Origin of the sequence: uncultured Arcticibacterium sp., from assembly GCF_964021845.1 — a bacterium.
Taxonomy (GTDB): Bacteria; Bacteroidota; Bacteroidia; order Cytophagales; family Spirosomataceae; genus Arcticibacterium.
This window is the reverse complement of the sequence record NZ_CAXHZC010000003.1, coordinates 349,968-367,410: the sequence shown is the minus strand read 5'-3', so window position 1 is coordinate 367,410 and position 17,443 is coordinate 349,968. Positions and strand designations below refer to the sequence as shown.

Annotated in this window: 15 protein-coding genes; 9 read left to right on the top strand and 6 right to left on the bottom strand. The window is 38.0% G+C overall.

From position 1 onward, the window contains the following. The first annotated feature begins 1 nt into the window (after position 1). From AADJ06_RS11120 to AADJ06_RS11110, 3 genes are all read left to right on the top strand, one after another. A complete protein-coding gene (locus AADJ06_RS11120) occupies positions 2 to 2,428 on the top strand; it encodes a DUF5686 and carboxypeptidase regulatory-like domain-containing protein (protein WP_341226519.1) in 2,427 nt (808 codons plus the stop codon). 74 nt (positions 2,429 to 2,502) lie between these two features. Beyond that, a complete protein-coding gene (locus tag AADJ06_RS11115) occupies positions 2,503 to 3,654 on the top strand; it encodes a 1-deoxy-D-xylulose-5-phosphate reductoisomerase (RefSeq protein ID WP_341226518.1) in 1,152 nt (383 codons plus the stop codon). Between the two features lie 42 nt (positions 3,655 to 3,696). Next, entirely contained in the window at positions 3,697 to 4,422 is a 726-nt protein-coding gene (locus AADJ06_RS11110) for an RluA family pseudouridine synthase (RefSeq protein ID WP_341226517.1), read from the top strand. 30 nt (positions 4,423 to 4,452) lie between these two features. Here the strand turns inward: AADJ06_RS11110 and AADJ06_RS11105 are convergent, their stop codons facing one another. Next, the gene (locus AADJ06_RS11105; protein ID WP_341226516.1) at positions 4,453 to 4,620 is read right to left on the bottom strand and encodes a hypothetical protein; all 168 of its coding nucleotides are present in this window, start codon (positions 4,618 to 4,620) and stop codon (positions 4,453 to 4,455) included. A gap of 158 nt (positions 4,621 to 4,778) precedes the next feature. Further along, positions 4,779 to 6,701, bottom strand: a complete 1,923-nt coding sequence (gene nagB / locus AADJ06_RS11100; protein WP_341226515.1) for a glucosamine-6-phosphate deaminase — start codon at positions 6,699 to 6,701, stop codon at positions 4,779 to 4,781. Positions 6,702 to 6,922: 221 nt separating this feature from the next. Between nagB and AADJ06_RS11095 the strand changes: the two genes are divergently transcribed. The 4 genes from AADJ06_RS11095 (at position 6,923) to AADJ06_RS11080 (ending at position 11,670) form a co-directional block, all read left to right on the top strand. Further along, positions 6,923 to 9,280: a TonB-dependent receptor gene (locus tag AADJ06_RS11095; RefSeq protein WP_341226514.1), complete on the top strand. Its 2,358-nt coding sequence runs from the start codon at positions 6,923 to 6,925 to the stop codon at positions 9,278 to 9,280. A 3-nt stretch (positions 9,281 to 9,283) separates the two neighbouring features. Continuing rightward, entirely contained in the window at positions 9,284 to 10,189 is a 906-nt protein-coding gene (locus tag AADJ06_RS11090) for a DUF4249 domain-containing protein (protein ID WP_341226513.1), read from the top strand. A gap of 30 nt (positions 10,190 to 10,219) precedes the next feature. After that, complete coding sequence (locus tag AADJ06_RS11085; RefSeq protein WP_341226512.1) at positions 10,220 to 11,062, top strand: 1,4-dihydroxy-2-naphthoyl-CoA synthase; 843 nt, start codon at positions 10,220 to 10,222, stop codon at positions 11,060 to 11,062. Between the two features lie 155 nt (positions 11,063 to 11,217). After that, a complete protein-coding gene (locus AADJ06_RS11080) occupies positions 11,218 to 11,670 on the top strand; it encodes a cold shock domain-containing protein (protein WP_341226511.1) in 453 nt (150 codons plus the stop codon). 135 nt (positions 11,671 to 11,805) lie between these two features. On the opposite strand, the gene dnaN is transcribed toward AADJ06_RS11080, so the two are convergent. Together dnaN and gldG are read right to left on the bottom strand one after the other, a co-directional pair. Next, positions 11,806 to 12,930, bottom strand: coding sequence for a DNA polymerase III subunit beta (gene dnaN, locus AADJ06_RS11075; protein WP_341226510.1), 1,125 nt, complete (start codon positions 12,928 to 12,930; stop codon positions 11,806 to 11,808). A 95-nt stretch (positions 12,931 to 13,025) separates the two neighbouring features. Then, positions 13,026 to 14,684 (bottom strand): gliding motility-associated ABC transporter substrate-binding protein GldG, encoded by a 1,659-nt coding sequence (gene gldG / locus AADJ06_RS11070; RefSeq protein ID WP_341226509.1) that lies wholly within the window; start codon positions 14,682 to 14,684, stop codon positions 13,026 to 13,028. A gap of 61 nt (positions 14,685 to 14,745) precedes the next feature. Between gldG and AADJ06_RS11065 the strand changes: the two genes are divergently transcribed. Then, positions 14,746 to 15,243, top strand: coding sequence for a cupin domain-containing protein (locus AADJ06_RS11065; protein WP_341226508.1), 498 nt, complete (start codon positions 14,746 to 14,748; stop codon positions 15,241 to 15,243). 27 nt (positions 15,244 to 15,270) lie between these two features. Continuing rightward, positions 15,271 to 15,738 (top strand): DUF4293 domain-containing protein, encoded by a 468-nt coding sequence (locus AADJ06_RS11060; RefSeq protein WP_341226507.1) that lies wholly within the window; start codon positions 15,271 to 15,273, stop codon positions 15,736 to 15,738. Between the two features lie 28 nt (positions 15,739 to 15,766). Here the strand turns inward: AADJ06_RS11060 and AADJ06_RS11055 are convergent, their stop codons facing one another. Next, the gene (locus tag AADJ06_RS11055) at positions 15,767 to 16,351 is read right to left on the bottom strand and encodes a non-canonical purine NTP diphosphatase (protein WP_341226506.1); all 585 of its coding nucleotides are present in this window, start codon (positions 16,349 to 16,351) and stop codon (positions 15,767 to 15,769) included. A gap of 1 nt (position 16,352) precedes the next feature. Next, positions 16,353 to 17,426 carry a peptide chain release factor 1 gene (prfA, locus tag AADJ06_RS11050; protein WP_341226505.1) on the bottom strand — a complete coding sequence of 358 codons (1,074 nt, stop codon included), beginning with the start codon at positions 17,424 to 17,426 and terminating at the stop codon, positions 16,353 to 16,355. Positions 17,427 to 17,443: the final 17 nt, after the last annotated feature.

Here is a 17,443-nt window from a genome sequence, read left to right as displayed (position 1 = left end):
TATGCGGGCATTTTTATCCTGTCTTCTACTTCTTAGTTCATTTGGGCTTCAGGCACAAACCTTTTATAAACTCAGGGGTTATGTTTATTCTGAAGATAATCAGCCTCTCCCTGGTGCTAATATTCGAGTTTACGACTCACAAACGGGAACGCAAACTAATGCCGAAGGACAATTTGAAATTAATTTAGAGCAAGGCCTACACCGCATTGGAGTTTCCTATATCGGTCATACCAGTGAATTTCTTGAGTTGGTTATTGAAGAAGACTATGCGAAAAACATCTTTTTAAAGGCCGATACCTCCATGCTGAATGAGGTAGTGGTAAATGTCAAAAAGAAAGATTTTAGCTATGAAGTAATTCGGAATGTTATTGAAAATAAGGAAAAGTATCTCAACCAATATCAAAACTACCGCTGTAATACCTACGTCAAATCTTTAGAAGAACCTGTCAATATAAAGCCTCAGAAACCAAGTAAAGACGACGACCCGTTTAAGAATGACAGCATTCCTCAGAAAAATTATTTTGAAGCCAATATCACCCGATACGTAGCTCCACCAAATAAATTAAAGGAAGAAAGAACGGCTGTAAAAAAAATAGGCGAACAAGAAACTTTGTTTTTCACCTCCACAACCGATGGAGAGTTTGACCTTTATCAAAACTTGCAACAAGTAATAAAGCTAAGTGAAAACTCCTTTGTTTCCCCCATTAGCCCCCTTGGTTTTGCTTCATATAAATACAAACTAGAAGATACTTTCTACGAGGATGGCAAGCTGATTTATAAAATTTCTATTAAACCTAAACAAACAGGAAATGCCCTTTACGAAGGAGAAATTGAGGTTTTTGACCAGTTATGGGTCCTAAAATCGGTTAATTTAAGCCTATCAAAAAAGTCATTAATCATTTATGACGAATTTGCTTTCAAACAAGCCTATGAAAAAGTTGAGGAAAAATGGGTCATTACTTCAGAACAATTTCAATGGAAACTTAAAGAAGGAGGACAAGTCAAAACAGGAACAACGACTGTTAGCCAATCTGATTTTGTTTTTGACAGCACTTACACCAAAAATTTCTTTGGTCCCGAAATAGCAAAAACTACACAAGAAGCTTATAAAAGAGACTCTACCTTTTGGGACAGCATAAGACCAGAACCCCTATCAAAAGAAGAACGCCACGTAGTAAAAAAACAAGAGGCTTACGACCTCCGCGTTAATTCTAAAGAATATTTAGATTCTATAGACGCTGTTTATAACAAAATTACTTTCTTGAAAGTAGCATGGAGTGGCGTGGGGCACATAAATAGAGCAAAGAAGACGAACTGGGAGTTCGGCTCTATTCCTTCGCTGATAAACATAGTGGCTATAGGCGGCTGGCGAATGCAGTATAATATCAACTACCTAAAACGTTTTGAAAACCGAAAAAGAATAAGAGTAAGCCCTTATCTGAATTATGGTTTTCTTAATCAAGATTTGCGGGGTCAACTTACCATAGATTACCTCTATAACCCCGTAAAACAATCAAGCCTTTTTCTAAATGTAGGTCAAGGTTTTGATGTAATTAATGGAAGTGCTACCATTTCTGACATTATAAAAAGAAACAATTTTTATATTAACACAGGTCTAAATCTGGGTCACCGAACAGAGCTCTTCAATGGCTTTTATTTCAATACCAATGTTCAATTAAATAAAAGAGAAGACTTTGGCGACTTTAAGTTTTCAAGGCTTGGAGATGAACTCTTTGACGAAAACAACCCGCAAACCTTCCCAAATAGCTCTATTCTTAAAACCAATTTCAGAATAGACTACACACCAAAACAGCTTTACATTTCAGAACCGAATGAAAAGATTGTACTCGGTTCCAAATTCCCCACTTTTGGTCTACAATACAATAAAGCTTTTCAGCTAGATAATGGGCTTAAAAAAGCCTTTACGGATATTGAGTTTAGCATCTCTCAATATTTTAATGTAGGTATTCTGGGCACTTCGGAATACAAAATCAGCATTGGTAAATTTCTGGATACCACGAAAGTGGCACCCATGGACTATAAATATCAAAGAGGAGGCGACCCTATTTGGTTCTCGCCAAGCATGTCAACCTATCAGCTGATTCCTCAAACTTTTAGCACTTTCGGTTGGGTTTTCGAATCGCATTATGAACATCAGTTTAATGGTTTTCTAACCAGCAAAATTCCATTACTAAATAAAACGGGCATAAACACCACAGCAGGTGCTGGTTTACTATACGTTCCAGATCAAAACTATCAATATTCAGAGCTCTATGCAGGCATAAACAGAGTTTTCAAACTAGGTAAGACTAGGTTCAGGCTTGGAGCCTATTACGTCACTTCACAGTCAAATCAGTTTGGTTTTGACAGCGGATTTAAATTCTCCCTAGAACCTTACAACAGGAATAAGAATACTTGGAGTTTTTGATTAATCGTGTCAAAAGAACTACCCTTACGTTTAATCCCTAAATTTTTCAGACCTTTGCAGCCAAATCCCTTTGCATGCAAAAAAGAAATATCGCGATTTTAGGTTCTACTGGCTCTATAGGTACTCAGGCTCTTGAGGTTATAGAGGCTAATTCTGACCTCTTTCAGGTTGAGGTGCTAACCGCACAAAATAATGCTGGCTTACTCATTGAGCAAGCTGCTAAATTTAAGCCGAATGTGGTGGTAATAGGTAACGAAGCTCTTTACGACCAGGTTTCAAACGCTCTTGACCCTTTAGACATAAAAGTTTATGCTGGTCAAAATGCTCTTGGAGCGGTAGTTGAAAACGAAGAAGTGCACATGGTTTTAACCGCTCTGGTAGGTTATGCTGGACTCCTTCCTACTATTAGAGCCATAAAGGCAAAAAAGCACATTGCTCTAGCAAACAAAGAAACCCTGGTAGTTGCTGGCGAGTTGATAACACAATTGGCAATCGAAAATAAGGTAGAAATCCTACCTGTTGATTCTGAGCATTCGGCTATTTTTCAATGCTTGGTGGGAGAAAATTTAAATCCAATTGAGAAAATCATTTTGACCGCTTCTGGCGGCCCATTCCGTGGAAAAGATAGAGCCTTTTTAGAAACGGTAACTAAGGAGCAAGCCCTCAAACATCCAAACTGGGAAATGGGAGCAAAAATCACGATTGACTCTGCTTCTTTAATGAATAAAGGTTTAGAGGTCATTGAAGCCAAATGGCTTTTTGATTTAAAGTCGGAACAGATTGATGTGATTGTTCATCCGCAAAGCATCATTCATTCTATGGTTCAGTTTGAGGATGGTAGTATGAAAGCTCAAATGGGCTTACCTGACATGAAACTTCCTATTCAATATGCCATTGGATTTCCACAGCGTTTAAAGTCTGACTTCCCAAGATTTAGCTTTATGGATTATCCTAAGCTTACTTTTGAAAAACCTGATTTAGAAACATTTAGAAACCTTGGCTTTGCTTTTAATGCCCTTAACCAAGGTGGAAACATGGCCTGTATAGTGAACGCAGCAAATGAAATTGCTGTTGATGCCTTTCTGAAAGACAAAATTGGTTTTCTTCAAATGTCTGATTTGATAGAAAACTGCATGAGCAATGTCTCTTTTGTTAAAAAACCGAGCTTGGATGATTATATTGAAACAGACAAACAAACTCGTGCAAAGGCCTTTGAGTTGATTTAAAGAATTTAAATCTTTAAAACCGTAAAATAACGGTAAAGAACTATGAAAAAACCATTTAGAGTAATATACGAAGACAACCACCTCATTATAGTTAATAAGCGTTCTGGTGTGTTAGTTCACGGTGATAAAACAGGTGACAAAACCTTAGAAGAAGCTGTTAAAGAGTATATTAAAGAAGCATATAACAAACCTGGAGCCGTGTACTTAGGCACGGTTCACCGTCTAGATAGACCAGTTAGTGGTTTGATAATTTTCGCAAGGACATCAAAGGCTTTGGAAAGGATGAACGAGCTTTTTAGAAAAAGACACATTCAGAAAACATACTGGGCCATCACAAGAAATAAGCCTAGAATAAAGAAAGGAAGACTGACCCACTGGTTAGTTAAAGACCAAGATAGAAATGTGGTAACCGCTCATGACGAAGAAGTACCAAACAGTAAGAAAGCAGAACTAGATTATAGGTATATAGGTACTATTAATAAGCACCACCTTATAGAAGTAGAACCTATCACAGGGCGTTCTCATCAAATTCGTGTACAGCTGGCCAGTATGGGCTGCCCTATAAGAGGGGACTTGAAATATGGCTATCCAAGACCAAACCCTGATGCGTCTATTAATTTACACTCAAGAAGAGCATACTTTATTCACCCAGTAAAAAAAGAGCCTGTTTTATGCAAAGCACCATTGCCTGAAAATGCATTTTGGGAAGAGTTCCTTCAATTAGAAACAGAGGATATAAAAGATGACACAATGAAGTTCCTTCATTAAAAAGAAAGACCATTTTACTGGTCTACCTTTTTAAATTTCAGTAAGATTAGCTTGTTCTTCAAAAATGTCGGCATTTGCTCTATTAAAGGTCTTTTTAATTCCTTCAAAAGCTCCGGCTAAAATGCCCATTGGTAATAACAAGGGCATAAATATCAGCCATTGCACAACCATCAGTAGATTGATGTTTCTTTTTTTCATATCGTTTTATATGCACGTTAGTAATATTATTTCAATAGTGGTTAGTACTAACTTAACGCAAAAATTCTTAGGTTTATTATAAAAAACTGCCTTTTAGTACAATTTCTACTTAAACCTAAGAATTTTATTTTACGGTAACAATATTTCGACAGGAATATTTAGAAATGGTACCGAACAAATGCTTCCATGGCTTCATACTCGGCTAGACCGAGGTCATTATAAAGCTTTGCAGTAGCTTGGTTTCTTTCTTCCGCTCTTTGCCAAAATTCACGTGAATCTGCTCCTTGGAACACTACACCGTCTTTTTGAGATTGGTGCTTAAAGATACCCATACGTTTCTGCATCACTTGATGAGGACTCATTGGCACAGCCATTTCAATTTCATGAATATCCCACTCAGCCCAAGCTCCTCTATATAGCCAAACCCAGCAGTCTTTCATGTAATTTTTATGTCTCAATTCCTTTAACGATTCAAAAATAGCATCTAAACATACCTTGTGCGTACCGTGTGGATCTGCCAGGTCTCCTGCCGCATAAATCTGATGTGGTTTCAGTTCCTCAATCAAAGCTGAGACTATTTTCACATCTGCTTTACCTAATGGGTTCTTTTGAACTCTCCCTGTTTCATAAAACGGCATGTCTAAGAAATGAACATTTTCTGGAGGAATACCCACAAGTCTGCAAGTAGCCTTTGCCTCGCCTTTCCTGATTATCCCTTTGACAAGTCTTACAGTAGGACTATCTAATTCGCTATCCTTCTTATTATTTAAATAGTCTATCGCCTCTTTATACGTCTCTAGGGTTTCTTTATTTTCAACATTAAAACCACTATTATAATCTACTACAAACTCTAGAAACCTGTGTGCTTCTTCGTCCGAAACGGCAATATTTCCAGAAGTTTGGTAAGCTACATGAACGTCGTGCCCTTGGTCTACCAATCTTTGGAAGGTACCACCCATTGATATAATATCATCGTCAGGGTGTGGACTAAAAATCAAGCATTTCTTTTTCTTAGGAAGTGCCCTTTCTGGTCTATGGGTATCATCTGCTTCAGGTTTTCCTCCTGGCCATCCAGTGATAGTACGCTGAAGTTGATTAAATATGTCAATATTAATATCATAGGCATTACCATGTGAAGCTAACAAGTCACTCAGACCATTATCATTATAATCTTCATTGGTAAGCTTTAAAACTGATTTACCCAAACCAATTGACAAGCCTGTTACGGCTTTCTTTGTCATGCTGTTTGTCCACTTTACATCTTCTACCAGCCACGGCGTTTTCATTCTTTTTAAGCCTGAGGCTGCTGCTTCATCAATGACAAAAAGAGCGTTTGCATGTTTTTGCAGATATGAAGAGGGGTTTTGAGCAGAAACCGTACCCTCTACCGCATTACAAATCATTGGAGCCTTTCTTTCACCCCATGCCAATAGTACGATTCTCTTTGCCTGAAGAATCTTGGCTACACCCAAAGTGATTGCTTTTTTCGGAACCTTTGTAAGCTCGCCACCAAAATCACTTTTAGCCGCAACTCTAGTAGATTGATCTAACATCATCAACCTGGTCTTGGTATTTTCTAAAGAACCTGGCTCATTAAAGCCAATATGTCCATTACCCCCAATTCCCAAAAGTTGAAAATCTAATCCGCCAGCTTCCTTTATTTTTTTCTCGTAATCTTGACAGTGCTGAGCAAGCATACTTGGAGAAACCGTACCATCAGGAATATAAAAATTACCTGGCTCAATGTCTACGTGATCAAAAAGCTGCTCTTTCATGAATCTCCAATAACTCTGAATAGCATCAGGCTGCATAGGATAATACTCATCTAGGTTAAAGCTGATCACATTCTTAAAACTAAGCCCCTCCTCTTTATGCATTCTTATAAGTTCTGCATAAACAGTCTTTGGTGAAGAACCTGTAGCTAATCCTAAAACCGCCTTTTGGCCAGCCTTCTGCTTAGTTTTAATAAGTTCCGCTATTTCATTGGCTACAGCCTTTGAAGCCTCTTCAGAGTTTGAGAAAATACGAGTTGGCACTTTCTCGTAAGCGATGGGTTCACGTATAATTTGGGTTTCTTGCATAATTTTTTTTCGGTATAAATCAGACAAATATAATATTAAATTAATTGCCTATTGAAATTATATATATTAAATTATTTTAATTACTGCAGTCTGCTACCATTCATAATCGTTAGCGACTGATTAAAATCATCCATCACCAATAAACACTAAACAATAACATCTAATAAGACACAGGCGTTATCTTTGCATCTCTTAAAAGCAACACTGCGTATATCTCTGATATGAAGATAATCAATTACCTCATTCTTTTTACATTAATCCCACTCTCTACCTTGGGTCAGAACTCTAGCCTTAGTGGCTATATAAGAGATGCCGAAAACGGTGAGGGTATGATTGGGCTCTCCTTATATGTTAAAGAGGCCAAAACTGGAACACAAACTAATGCCTATGGTTTCTACTCCATCACCCTGCCTCAAGGAGATTACACACTGGTTTTAACCTATTTAGGCTACGAAACCTTAGAAAAGACTATTTCACTTACCGCGAACCAAACGCTTAACCTTGAAATGAACGCTGTATCTTCTGCTTTGGAAGAGGTGGTAGTCAAAGCCGAGCGGGAAGATCAAAACGTAAAAAGCCTTGAAATGTCCGTAAACAAAGTTGACATGAAAACAATCAAAAAAATGCCTGCTTTCTTGGGCGAGGTTGATGTCATTAGAAGCATCCAGTTTTTGCCTGGTGTAAGTACCGTAGGTGAAGGTGCTTCTGGTTTTAATGTCAGAGGTGGTGGTGTCGACCAAAACTTAGTACTTTTAGATGAAGCTCCGGTATATAACTCCTCACACCTATTCGGCTTTTTCTCCGTTTTTAACCCTGACGCCGTCAAAGATGTAAAATTGATTAAAGGAGGAATTCCCTCAAATTATGGTGGCAGAATATCTTCCATTCTCGATGTAAGAATGAAAGAAGGAAACTCTAAAAAGGCTGAATTCACTGGTGGTGTGGGTACCATCTTTTCTCGCTTTGCTTATGAAAGACCCATCTTTAAAGAAAAAGGCTCTTTTATAGTAGCTCTTCGGCGTTCCTATATTGACGTTTTAGCAAAACCCTTCCTAAAAGGTGACCTGAAAGATTCTAAATTTTACTTTTATGACTTTACTGCCAAAGGAAACCTTAAGATAAACGACAAAAATACGGTCTTTCTTAGTGGCTACTTAGGACGTGATGTGTTCGGTGCAGACTTTGGCTTTAACTGGGGAAACACTACTACGTCGCTCCGATGGAATCATATCTTTAATGAAAAGCTATTTATGAACGCTACTGTATTTTACAGTAATTATGATTACCTGCTAGACACCGACTTAAAAGATGAAGACAACCAAGACTCGTTTGAGTGGAAGTCAAATATAGAGAATTACAGTATCAAACCTGATTTTCAGTATTTCATCAACCCAAACAACACCCTTAGTTTTGGTGGGCAAAGCATCTACTATGACTTCAACCCTGGTCAAGCGACGGCTGTTTCCGGTGGTCAGGCAGTTAGCATTGGTTTGGAGAACAAATATGCTGTAGAATCAGGCCTTTATGTAAGCCTTGAACAAAAAGTAAACGACCGGCTTTCTTTCCAATATGGTATCAGGTACTCCGATTATAGATACATTGGTTCTGGTTCAGAAATCTTATTAGACGAAACCGGTGTAGAACCAGGCGAAAGAAAAAACGTGACTGCAATTAATAGCATCCCGAAAGGCGAACTAATTCAGCAATACGGCAACTGGGAGCCTAGAGCCTCCGCTAATTTCAGCCTTAACTCTAAAAGCTCCATCAAAGTGAGTTATAATAGATTGGCCCAATACATTCACTTACTTTCAAATACCACTGCATCTTCTCCATTAGATGTATGGACTCCAAGTAGTAATAATATCAAACCCCAAATAGGAGATCAGCTGGCTTTAGGCTACTTCCAAAATTTTGAGAACAACACTTATGAGGCATCATTTGAGGTTTATTATAAGAAACTTCAAAATCAAATTGACTACGTTAGAAATGCCGACCTATTCTTGAATAATGCTGTGGAAGCCGACCTTCTTTCTGGTCGAGGAAGAGCCTACGGAGCCGAGTTTTATGTCAAAAAGAATAAAGGAAAGTTTAACGGCTGGCTTAGTTACACCTTAGCAAGAACTGAAAGGCTTGTAGATGGTTTAAATAATAATGAATGGTTTCCTGCAAGAATAGATAAGCTTCATAATGCATCGGTAGTGGCCATTTATGACACCGAAAAGAAATGGAATTTCTCTGCCACATTTAACCTCTCTTCAGGTACGCCTGCCTCCTTCCCTACCAGCAAGTTTATTTGGCAAGACATAGCTCTACCTCATAATTATACGGACGCTCGCAATTCTTACCGAATTCCAGCTTCTCATAGGTTAGACCTGGCAGCCACTAAAAAGAACAAACATGCCCTCTTTAAAAAGGGAGAAAGCGAATGGGTATTTTCAATTTACAACGTCTATAATAGAAGAAACGCCTTTTCTGTTTATGTAAGACAAAAAGATGATAACCTAGCCCAAACAGAAGCAGTAAGATATTCTGTATTCGCATCTATTCTGCCAGCTGTAACATACAATTTCAAATTCTAGAAAATGAAAAAGATAATAATTCCAACACTAGCTCTGCTTTCATTAGCACTAAGTTTCAGCTCTTGTGAAGATGTAATTGACATTGATGTTCAGGACGCCGTAGACCAACTAGTAATAGATGGTTGGTTAACCAATAAGTCTGAAGACCAATATATAAAACTAAGCTTAACACAGCCTTATTTCGACAATTCGCCAGTTAGAATGGTAACAGGAGCTGAAGTTATAGTATTTGAAGCTGATAGCACCGCTCACTCATTTACAGACCTGGGTGATGGTAGATACCTACTAAAGAAAGAAAACGCTGGTTTCTTAGAAGAAAACGGCCAGTATGCCTTATATGTCAAATACCAAAACGAAGAGTTTACCGCACTCTCAAAACTAAATCGTGTACCTGCTATTGACTCCATTGCCTATGAGTTTTTTGAGCTCCCATTTGCGGCTGATGATAGCTCAGAAACTGAAGGTTATTTTGCAGAATTTTATGCAAAAGATCCTGAAGGAGAAGGCGACACTTATTGGATTAGAACCACCAAGAATGGCAAATTGATAAATGACCCAGGTCGAATTTCATTAGCCTATGATGCAGGCTTCTCCCCTGGTTCTCGTTCCGATGGACTACTCTTTATTTTACCCGTAAGGCAATCTATAAATGATGGCCTTTATCAGCATAATGATTCCATACATGTGGAAATTTGGAGTATTGGTCTAGACGCTTACTACTACCTTCAGCAAATAGCTCAAGAATCTTCAAATGGTGGCATTTTTGCTACACCACCTGCCAATATTCCTACGAATATTTTTAATCGAAACGGTAATTCTCAAAGCAAAGCTCTTGGTTTTTTTGGAGTTTCTGCCGTAAGCGAATTCTCTACTGTTTTAGATAGTACATTGGCTCGTCCGAGAGATTAATTATTTTTGAGCCTTAATAAAATATATCCTATGCCAAGTCCAGACTGGAAAATAGCTAAAGAATACGAAGACATCACATATAAGAAAACAGGTGGCGTTGCCAGAATAGCTTTTAATAGACCTGAGGTTAGAAATGCCTTTCGCCCCAATACCGTTTTTGAATTAATTGACGCCTTTGAAGACGTGCGTAACGATAGCAACATTGGCGTAGTACTACTTTCTGGAGAAGGTCCTTCTTCAAAAGATGGTGGCTGGGCTTTTTGTAGTGGAGGAGACCAAAACGCAAGAGGAAAAGATGGCTATAAAGATGCCGTTGGCGTAGGTAGGCTTAACATTCTAGATGTACAAAGACAAATTCGTTTTATGAGCAAACCTGTCATTTGTGTGGTGCCGGGCTGGGCTGTAGGTGGAGGCCATAGCCTTCATGTGGTTTGTGATTTGTCATTGGCCAGTAAAGAGCACGCCATTTTTAAACAAACCGATGCTGACGTAGCTTCTTATGATGCAGGCTACGGCTCAGCATACTTAGCTAGACAGGTAGGTCAAAAAAGAGCAAGAGAAATATTCTTTTTAGGTAGAAACTATTCGGCTCAGGAAGCCTTCGACATGGGGATGGTGAATGCCGTTATACCTCATGAAGAATTAGAAGACACCGCTTTTCAATGGGCTCAAGAAATACTAGAAAAAAGCCCGATGGCCATCAGGATGTTAAAATACTCCATGAATATGATTGATGACGGCCTAGTAGGTCAGCAAATATTTGCTGGAGAGGCTACAAGGTTAGGATACATGACCGAAGAGGCCAAAGAAGGAAGAGACGCCTTTTTAGAAAAAAGAAAGCCGGATTTCGACAAGTTTCCAAAATATTCGTGATTGGGGAATTATATTGCCGATGAAATACGTTTATAATTAGCAGCTATCGCTTGAGTAAGCATTATTTTACAATATCTTTGTGCAATCCACTTCTTTTTTGTATCATATGTATGTACAGCGAGGGGTTGTATTTATTGATTAATTTAAAATAATTTATGGGTAGGTCGCAGGAAACATTTAGTAAGAAGGAAGTAAGAAACAAAAAGGAAAAGAGAAAGAAAGAAAAGGCTGAAAAACGCCTTGCCAAAAAGGAGCTAGACAAGTCTGGAAAATTAGAAGACATGATAGCTTATGTGGATGAGTTTGGTAATATTTCAAATACACCACCGGATCCAACAAAAGTTAAAGAGGAAATTGACGCTGAGAATATTGAGATAGGAATTCCGAAGAGAGAAGATGGACCACCAGAAGAAATAGAAAGAAAAGGAACCGTTAGTTTTTATAACGATTCTAAAGGATATGGATTCATTAAAGACCAAGGTAGCCAAGACAGTGTATTTGTACACGTTAACAATACCTTAGACGAAATAAGAGAAGGAGACAAAGTTGTCTTTGAAATCGAAATGGGTCCAAAAGGACCAACTGCCGTAAAGGTAAAAGTGGTTTAACCCTCCGTTATTAATCAAAAAAGAATTAAGCTTTGTCATGAAAATGGCAAAGCTTTTTTTTGAATACAAACCTTAAACCAACAAAAAGCCCGGCTTTCGCCAGGCTCTCTTTTTCATAGAAATCGGGTAAGTATCTTAAGAGTACGAGTTAAGCATCACTGGCATTACCAATAAAAGCATATCTTCATTCTCTTCTTTATCTTCTGGCACTATAAGTCCAGCTCTGTTAGGCTGAGACATTTCTAATGTTAGGTTATCAGTATTTAAGTTACTAAGCATTTCTACTAAGAACTTCGCATTGAAACCTATTTCTATATCTTCTCCAGTATATTCACAGCTAAGCTTTTCGTTTGCTTCATTAGAGTAATCTAAATCCTCCGCAGAAATTTCAAGCTCATTTCCTGTAACTTTTAATCTAATCTGGTGTGTAGTTTTGTTAGAGTAAATTGAAATCCTCTTAAGCGTACTTAAAAGCTCTCCTCTACCAATCTTCATATGGTTTGGATTGTTTTGAGGAATCACGTTCTCATAATCAGGATAACGCTCGTCTATCAAACGACAAATCATTTTGATATTCTCAAAACTAAAGAAGGCGTTTGAATTACTAAACTCCGCTTTTACAGGAACATCACCACTTGGTAAGCTCGACTTTAAAAGCATAAGAGCTTTACGAGGCAAAATCATTGATGTTGAATTCTCTGATTTTACATCTTCTCTACGGTATCTTATCAATCGGTGACCGTCAGTAGCTACAAAAGTAGTATGGTCTGTTTCAACCTGAACAAAAACCCCAGTCATAGCTGGTCTTAGGTCATCTGTACTCGTTGCAAAAATAGTATTTGCTATAGCAGCACCTAATACACTTGAATCTAACTCTATGCTAAAATTCTTGTTTACTTCTGGGGCGTGTGGGAAATCCATTGGATTTTCTCCAGCAAGCTTAAACCTTCCGTTAGAAGTAACCAACTCTACCCCAAAACTGTCTTCGTCTATATTGACCGTAACGGGTTGCTCTGGCAAACTACGTAGCGTTTCCATCAATAATTTGGCTGGAACAGCTATAGAACCTTTGTCAGACGACTCTACTTGTGCCTCTGTCATCATAACAGTCTGCATGTCAGATGCCGTTATGGTAAGGTTAGTTTCATCTAGTTCTAATAAGAAATTTTCTAAAATCGGAACTATTGGATTACTAGCAATAACACCACTTATAGTGGCCAAATGCTTCAACAGCTCAGAAGAAGAAACTACAAACTTCATATTTGAATATTTAGTTTTATATGGGTTTAAGATTAGGCAAAGTTACTCAAATTGAAAGAAAATCGCTCTTTAGTCTTATTTTTTATCTAATAGAATTAGTGAGCGTATTTCCTACGCCAAAAGAAACCCCTTACCAAACCAAAGAGGATTATCAAAACAGACGGTATTAAAAGATTAACTAATTGAATTTGAGTTCTATTATCTCTTGTTTTTATGGCATCCAGTGGCCTAAGTTTAACTTCTTTGCCTCTGGCATTAATTACACCGTTTTCATCCACCAAATAGTCAATAGCATTCATCAGAAAGTCTTTATTCCCAAAAGTATGCTGGCTTACCTTATCGTAACCTAAAGGTAATGGCTCACCAGTTCGTCTATCAAGGCTATTTACTATTATGTCGCCATCAGCACAAACTATCATTTTAGTAGGCACACTTTTCGCCTTGAAAATCCCGCTTCTAGGGTCAGACGGAAGAATTCTATTTTCATAAAGCGAAGAAAACTCTCCCTCTAACAAATAGGCAATGGTTTTCTCTCCATTATTATATTCTTGCTGGTCAGTATTACTTCTAGCATCATTATAAGTTACCAAAGCTGGAGCATTCAAAATTTTGGTGTAAGGTGTTGTTTTTAAAAGAGGAGTCTTAGCTATTCCTGAACTAAGTACGGTGTCAATAGAGGAAGTAAACTTACTTTCTACCAAGTCAAGGTTTTTAGTAATTAGGCTCTGCCCAAAATTATTGATTAAGGGGAAAAAACGATATGGAATAGGCTGAATGTTTGGCTTATCTCCCATGTTTCCTACCACCAGGGGCACCATAGTGGCACTGGCTCCATCTTTTATCATATCGTAGTTTAGCCGAATCCCATATTTGAAAAACATATCTTGAAGGTTACTCTCATATGGCTGAGCATAAGTACCCTGTAAGCCAATAGAATCTACCTTTAACCCGTCAATGAAGAAAAGCGTTTTACCCCCACTCATAACATATTGGTCAATTTTGTATTTCGTGGAATCGTCTATTCGCAGGTCAGGTTTTGGCAAAATAAGAGCATCTAACCCAAGAAAAGATTCGGAAGTAGCGGCATCTACAAAATACAAGTCATAGTATTCTTGAAGAGCGTTTATAAGACCGGCAAAGTTGATTGGCTCTAAACTCGTAAACTCTGTTAATAAGCCAATTTTCTTTTTTTCTGTAAGCGTAAGCTTTCTAAATGCTGAAGCAAAAGAATACTCCAAGTTTTCATAAGATTGATTCAGTTTTTCTTCTGCAGATAAGGCTTGATTTCCTTGTAGCAAAAGCACTGTTTGCTCTTTACCCTGATAAGAAACTAGAGCAAAAGGAAAAACCATTGTCTCTGTTTTGCGTCCTCCGTCGGTGTCAAAAACATTAGTAGGCTGCACTCCTTTAATATAAAGGCTATCAATCAAAGCATTCTTCTCCTCAGGATTTGTAAGAGAATTGGGGTCAAAAAAACTGTAAGAAATATTAGCCCCTCCATATGTTTTAAACTCACCAAGCGTTTCATTTACCGCCTGTTTTAACCTTTCAAAACCTCCTGGAAGCACATCTCCATCTAATAATATCTGAACCTCAATAGGCTCTTGAAGCCTACTCACGATATTCTTGCTCGCCTCCGAAATGCTATATCGCTTTTCTTCTGTCAGATCTTTCCTAAAGAAAAAAAGAATGGAAATAATATTAACGACAATCAGAATAAGAGGAAAAAATAAAAATCGAATTGTTTTGTTCATGAAAGCAATGACCAGAAATTTGGATACAAAAATTACACTATTTTTGAACAAAAACGAATAAATGTTTAATGCCGCATACTGGATTGAAAAATTAGACCTTATTTCTCATCCTGAAGGAGGATTTTACAAAGAAACCTATAGGTCACCTGGCTCTAGCTCCTTCCTAATGAATGGTGAAGAAAAGACCAGAAACCATTCGACTTCCATTTATTTCTTAATGGAAAAGGGAGACTTTTCCGCATTTCATAAAATACAATCTGATGAACTCTGGCACTTTTACGCAGGAGATACCTTAGAAATATATCATATTGACCCAAAGGGCAACATGATTACAACACTGCTTGGCCCAAACCCAGAAAAAGGAGAAACCCTTCAAACCGTAATTCCTGCCAATCTTTGGTTTGCCTCACGACCCAAAAACACAGCAAAATACGCTTTAGTAGGCTGTACTGTTTCACCTGGATTTGATTTTCAAGACTTTGAAATGGCAAAAAGAGCGGATTTATCCATTGAATTTCCAGAACATCGCAAAATTATTGAAGAGCTAACGAGAGAATAAATATCTTTGTACAAAATTTACAACTATATGCTTCAGAGAATACAATCTGTCTTACTTCTTCTTTCTGCTATTGCCTTAGGTGTTTTTCTATCCACAAATTTATGGACAAGCCAAACGGCCACTGGAGAGGTTATTGTAAACCCTTATCATGTTCTAGTTACGCAGGGAGGACTTTCTTCTTTTAGCCAAGACATTTTTTACATTGCGGTAATGGCGGCTTTAGCTATTTTACTTGCTATTTTTACTATTTTCCAATACAAAAACAGAATACGTCAAATGCTTTTTGTGGCTCTTAACTCACTACTAATTGGTGCTGCGGTAGCTGTAGGTGTTTACCATGTTAAATACGATGGAATGGCAGTGGAAGGTGCTGGCGAAGGCAATTTTGACATTGGAATCTATGCCGGTTTTGCAGCTCTGGCTTTAAATTGGTTAGCTAATAGATTTATCAAGAAAGATGAGAAACTGGTAAAAAGTGCTGATAGAATGAGATAGGTCTTAAACCTATCTCTATCATAAGTGACTATTTTTTTGCCTTTAAGAATTCAATAAGTTTTTCAACAGCTCTTCCTCTATGACTAATTGGAATTTTCTGTTCCATGGTCATTTCAGCAAAAGTCTTGTCATAGCCATTTGGTACAAAAACTGGGTCATAACCAAAACCGTTATCTCCTATTTGCTTTTCAATAATTTTTCCATCTACAGTTCCCTCAAATAGATCTACCGAACCGTTTTGAATTAATGTTACTACCGTTCTAAATCTGGCATCACGATTAGTCTTGCCACCCAGGTTCTTTAGTAGCTTTTCAATGTTCTTTTGATGGTTTCCGTGTTCGCCAGCATACCTCGCAGAATATACCCCTGGCTCACCATTTAAGGCATCTACCTCTAAGCCCGAATCATCTGCTATACAGTCTATACCATAATTATTATAAACGTACTGTGCCTTTAGAAGAGAGTTGCCTGCCATGCTATCAGCGGTTTCGGCAATATCTTCTGTACACCCTATTTCAGCAAGTGAAGTGATTTCAAAAGAGTCTCCCAAAAGCTCTTTCAACTCCTTTATCTTATGAGCATTATTGCTCGCTAAACATATCTTTTTCTTCATTCTAAACAGCCCCTTCTTGCATTCTTTCTGCATTCTCTGCAATTCTTAATTTCTCCATAAACTCACCTACTTCGCCATCCATTACAGCGGGTAAATTATATACAGTAAAACCAATGCGATGGTCCGTTACTCGGCTTTGAGGGTAGTTATAGGTTCTTATTTTGTCTGATCTATCCCCACTTCCTACTAAAGACTTTCTTTCTGAACTAATGGCATCATTGTGCTTTTTTAGTTCAGCTTCGTAAAGCCTTGATCTAAGTACCGTGAGTGCTTTGTCATAATTGGCATGCTGCGACCTTCCATCCTGACACTCTACCACGGTATTAGTAGGTAAGTGTGTAAGCCTAACGGCAGATTCTGTTTTATTAACATGCTGTCCCCCCGCACCAGAAGCACGGTAAGTATCCTTCTTTATATCTGACTTATTTAAAACAAAATCAACTTCATCAGCTTCTGGAAGTACGGCTACTGAAGCAGCCGAAGTATGAACTCGTCCTTGGGATTCTGTAGCAGGTACACGCTGCACTCTGTGAACACCAGATTCAAATTTCATTTTACCAAAAACATCCTCTCCATCTATCTCTGCTATAATCTCTTTAAAGCCACCCGATGTACCATGATTAATATCCATAATGGTCATTTTCCATCCCGATTGGTTTTCTACAAATCGCTCATACATACGGAATAAATCTCCCGCAAAAATTGAGGCTTCGTCTCCGCCGGCACCTGCTCTAATTTCAAGAATAACATTCTTAGCATCATTAGGATCTTTCGGAATAAGCATTTCCTTTAATATGACTTCCATTTCTTCTTGGCTCGGTTCTAGCTCGTCTAGTTCCTCTTTAGCCATCTCCCTTAGCTCCTCGTCCTTCTCGGTATTCAGAATTTCTTTTGCTCCTGCTATATTTTCTAACACCTCTTTATAGGCCTTGTACTGGTTAATAATTTTTTCCAGATCTTTATATTCTTTACTGATCCTTTTAAATTTAACCATGTCGGAAACCACCTCTGGCATTCCTATTTGCTGAGATACCTCCTCAAAGCGTTCTCTTATAGCCTCTAACTGTTCTAACATAATATTCTATTCTAGCG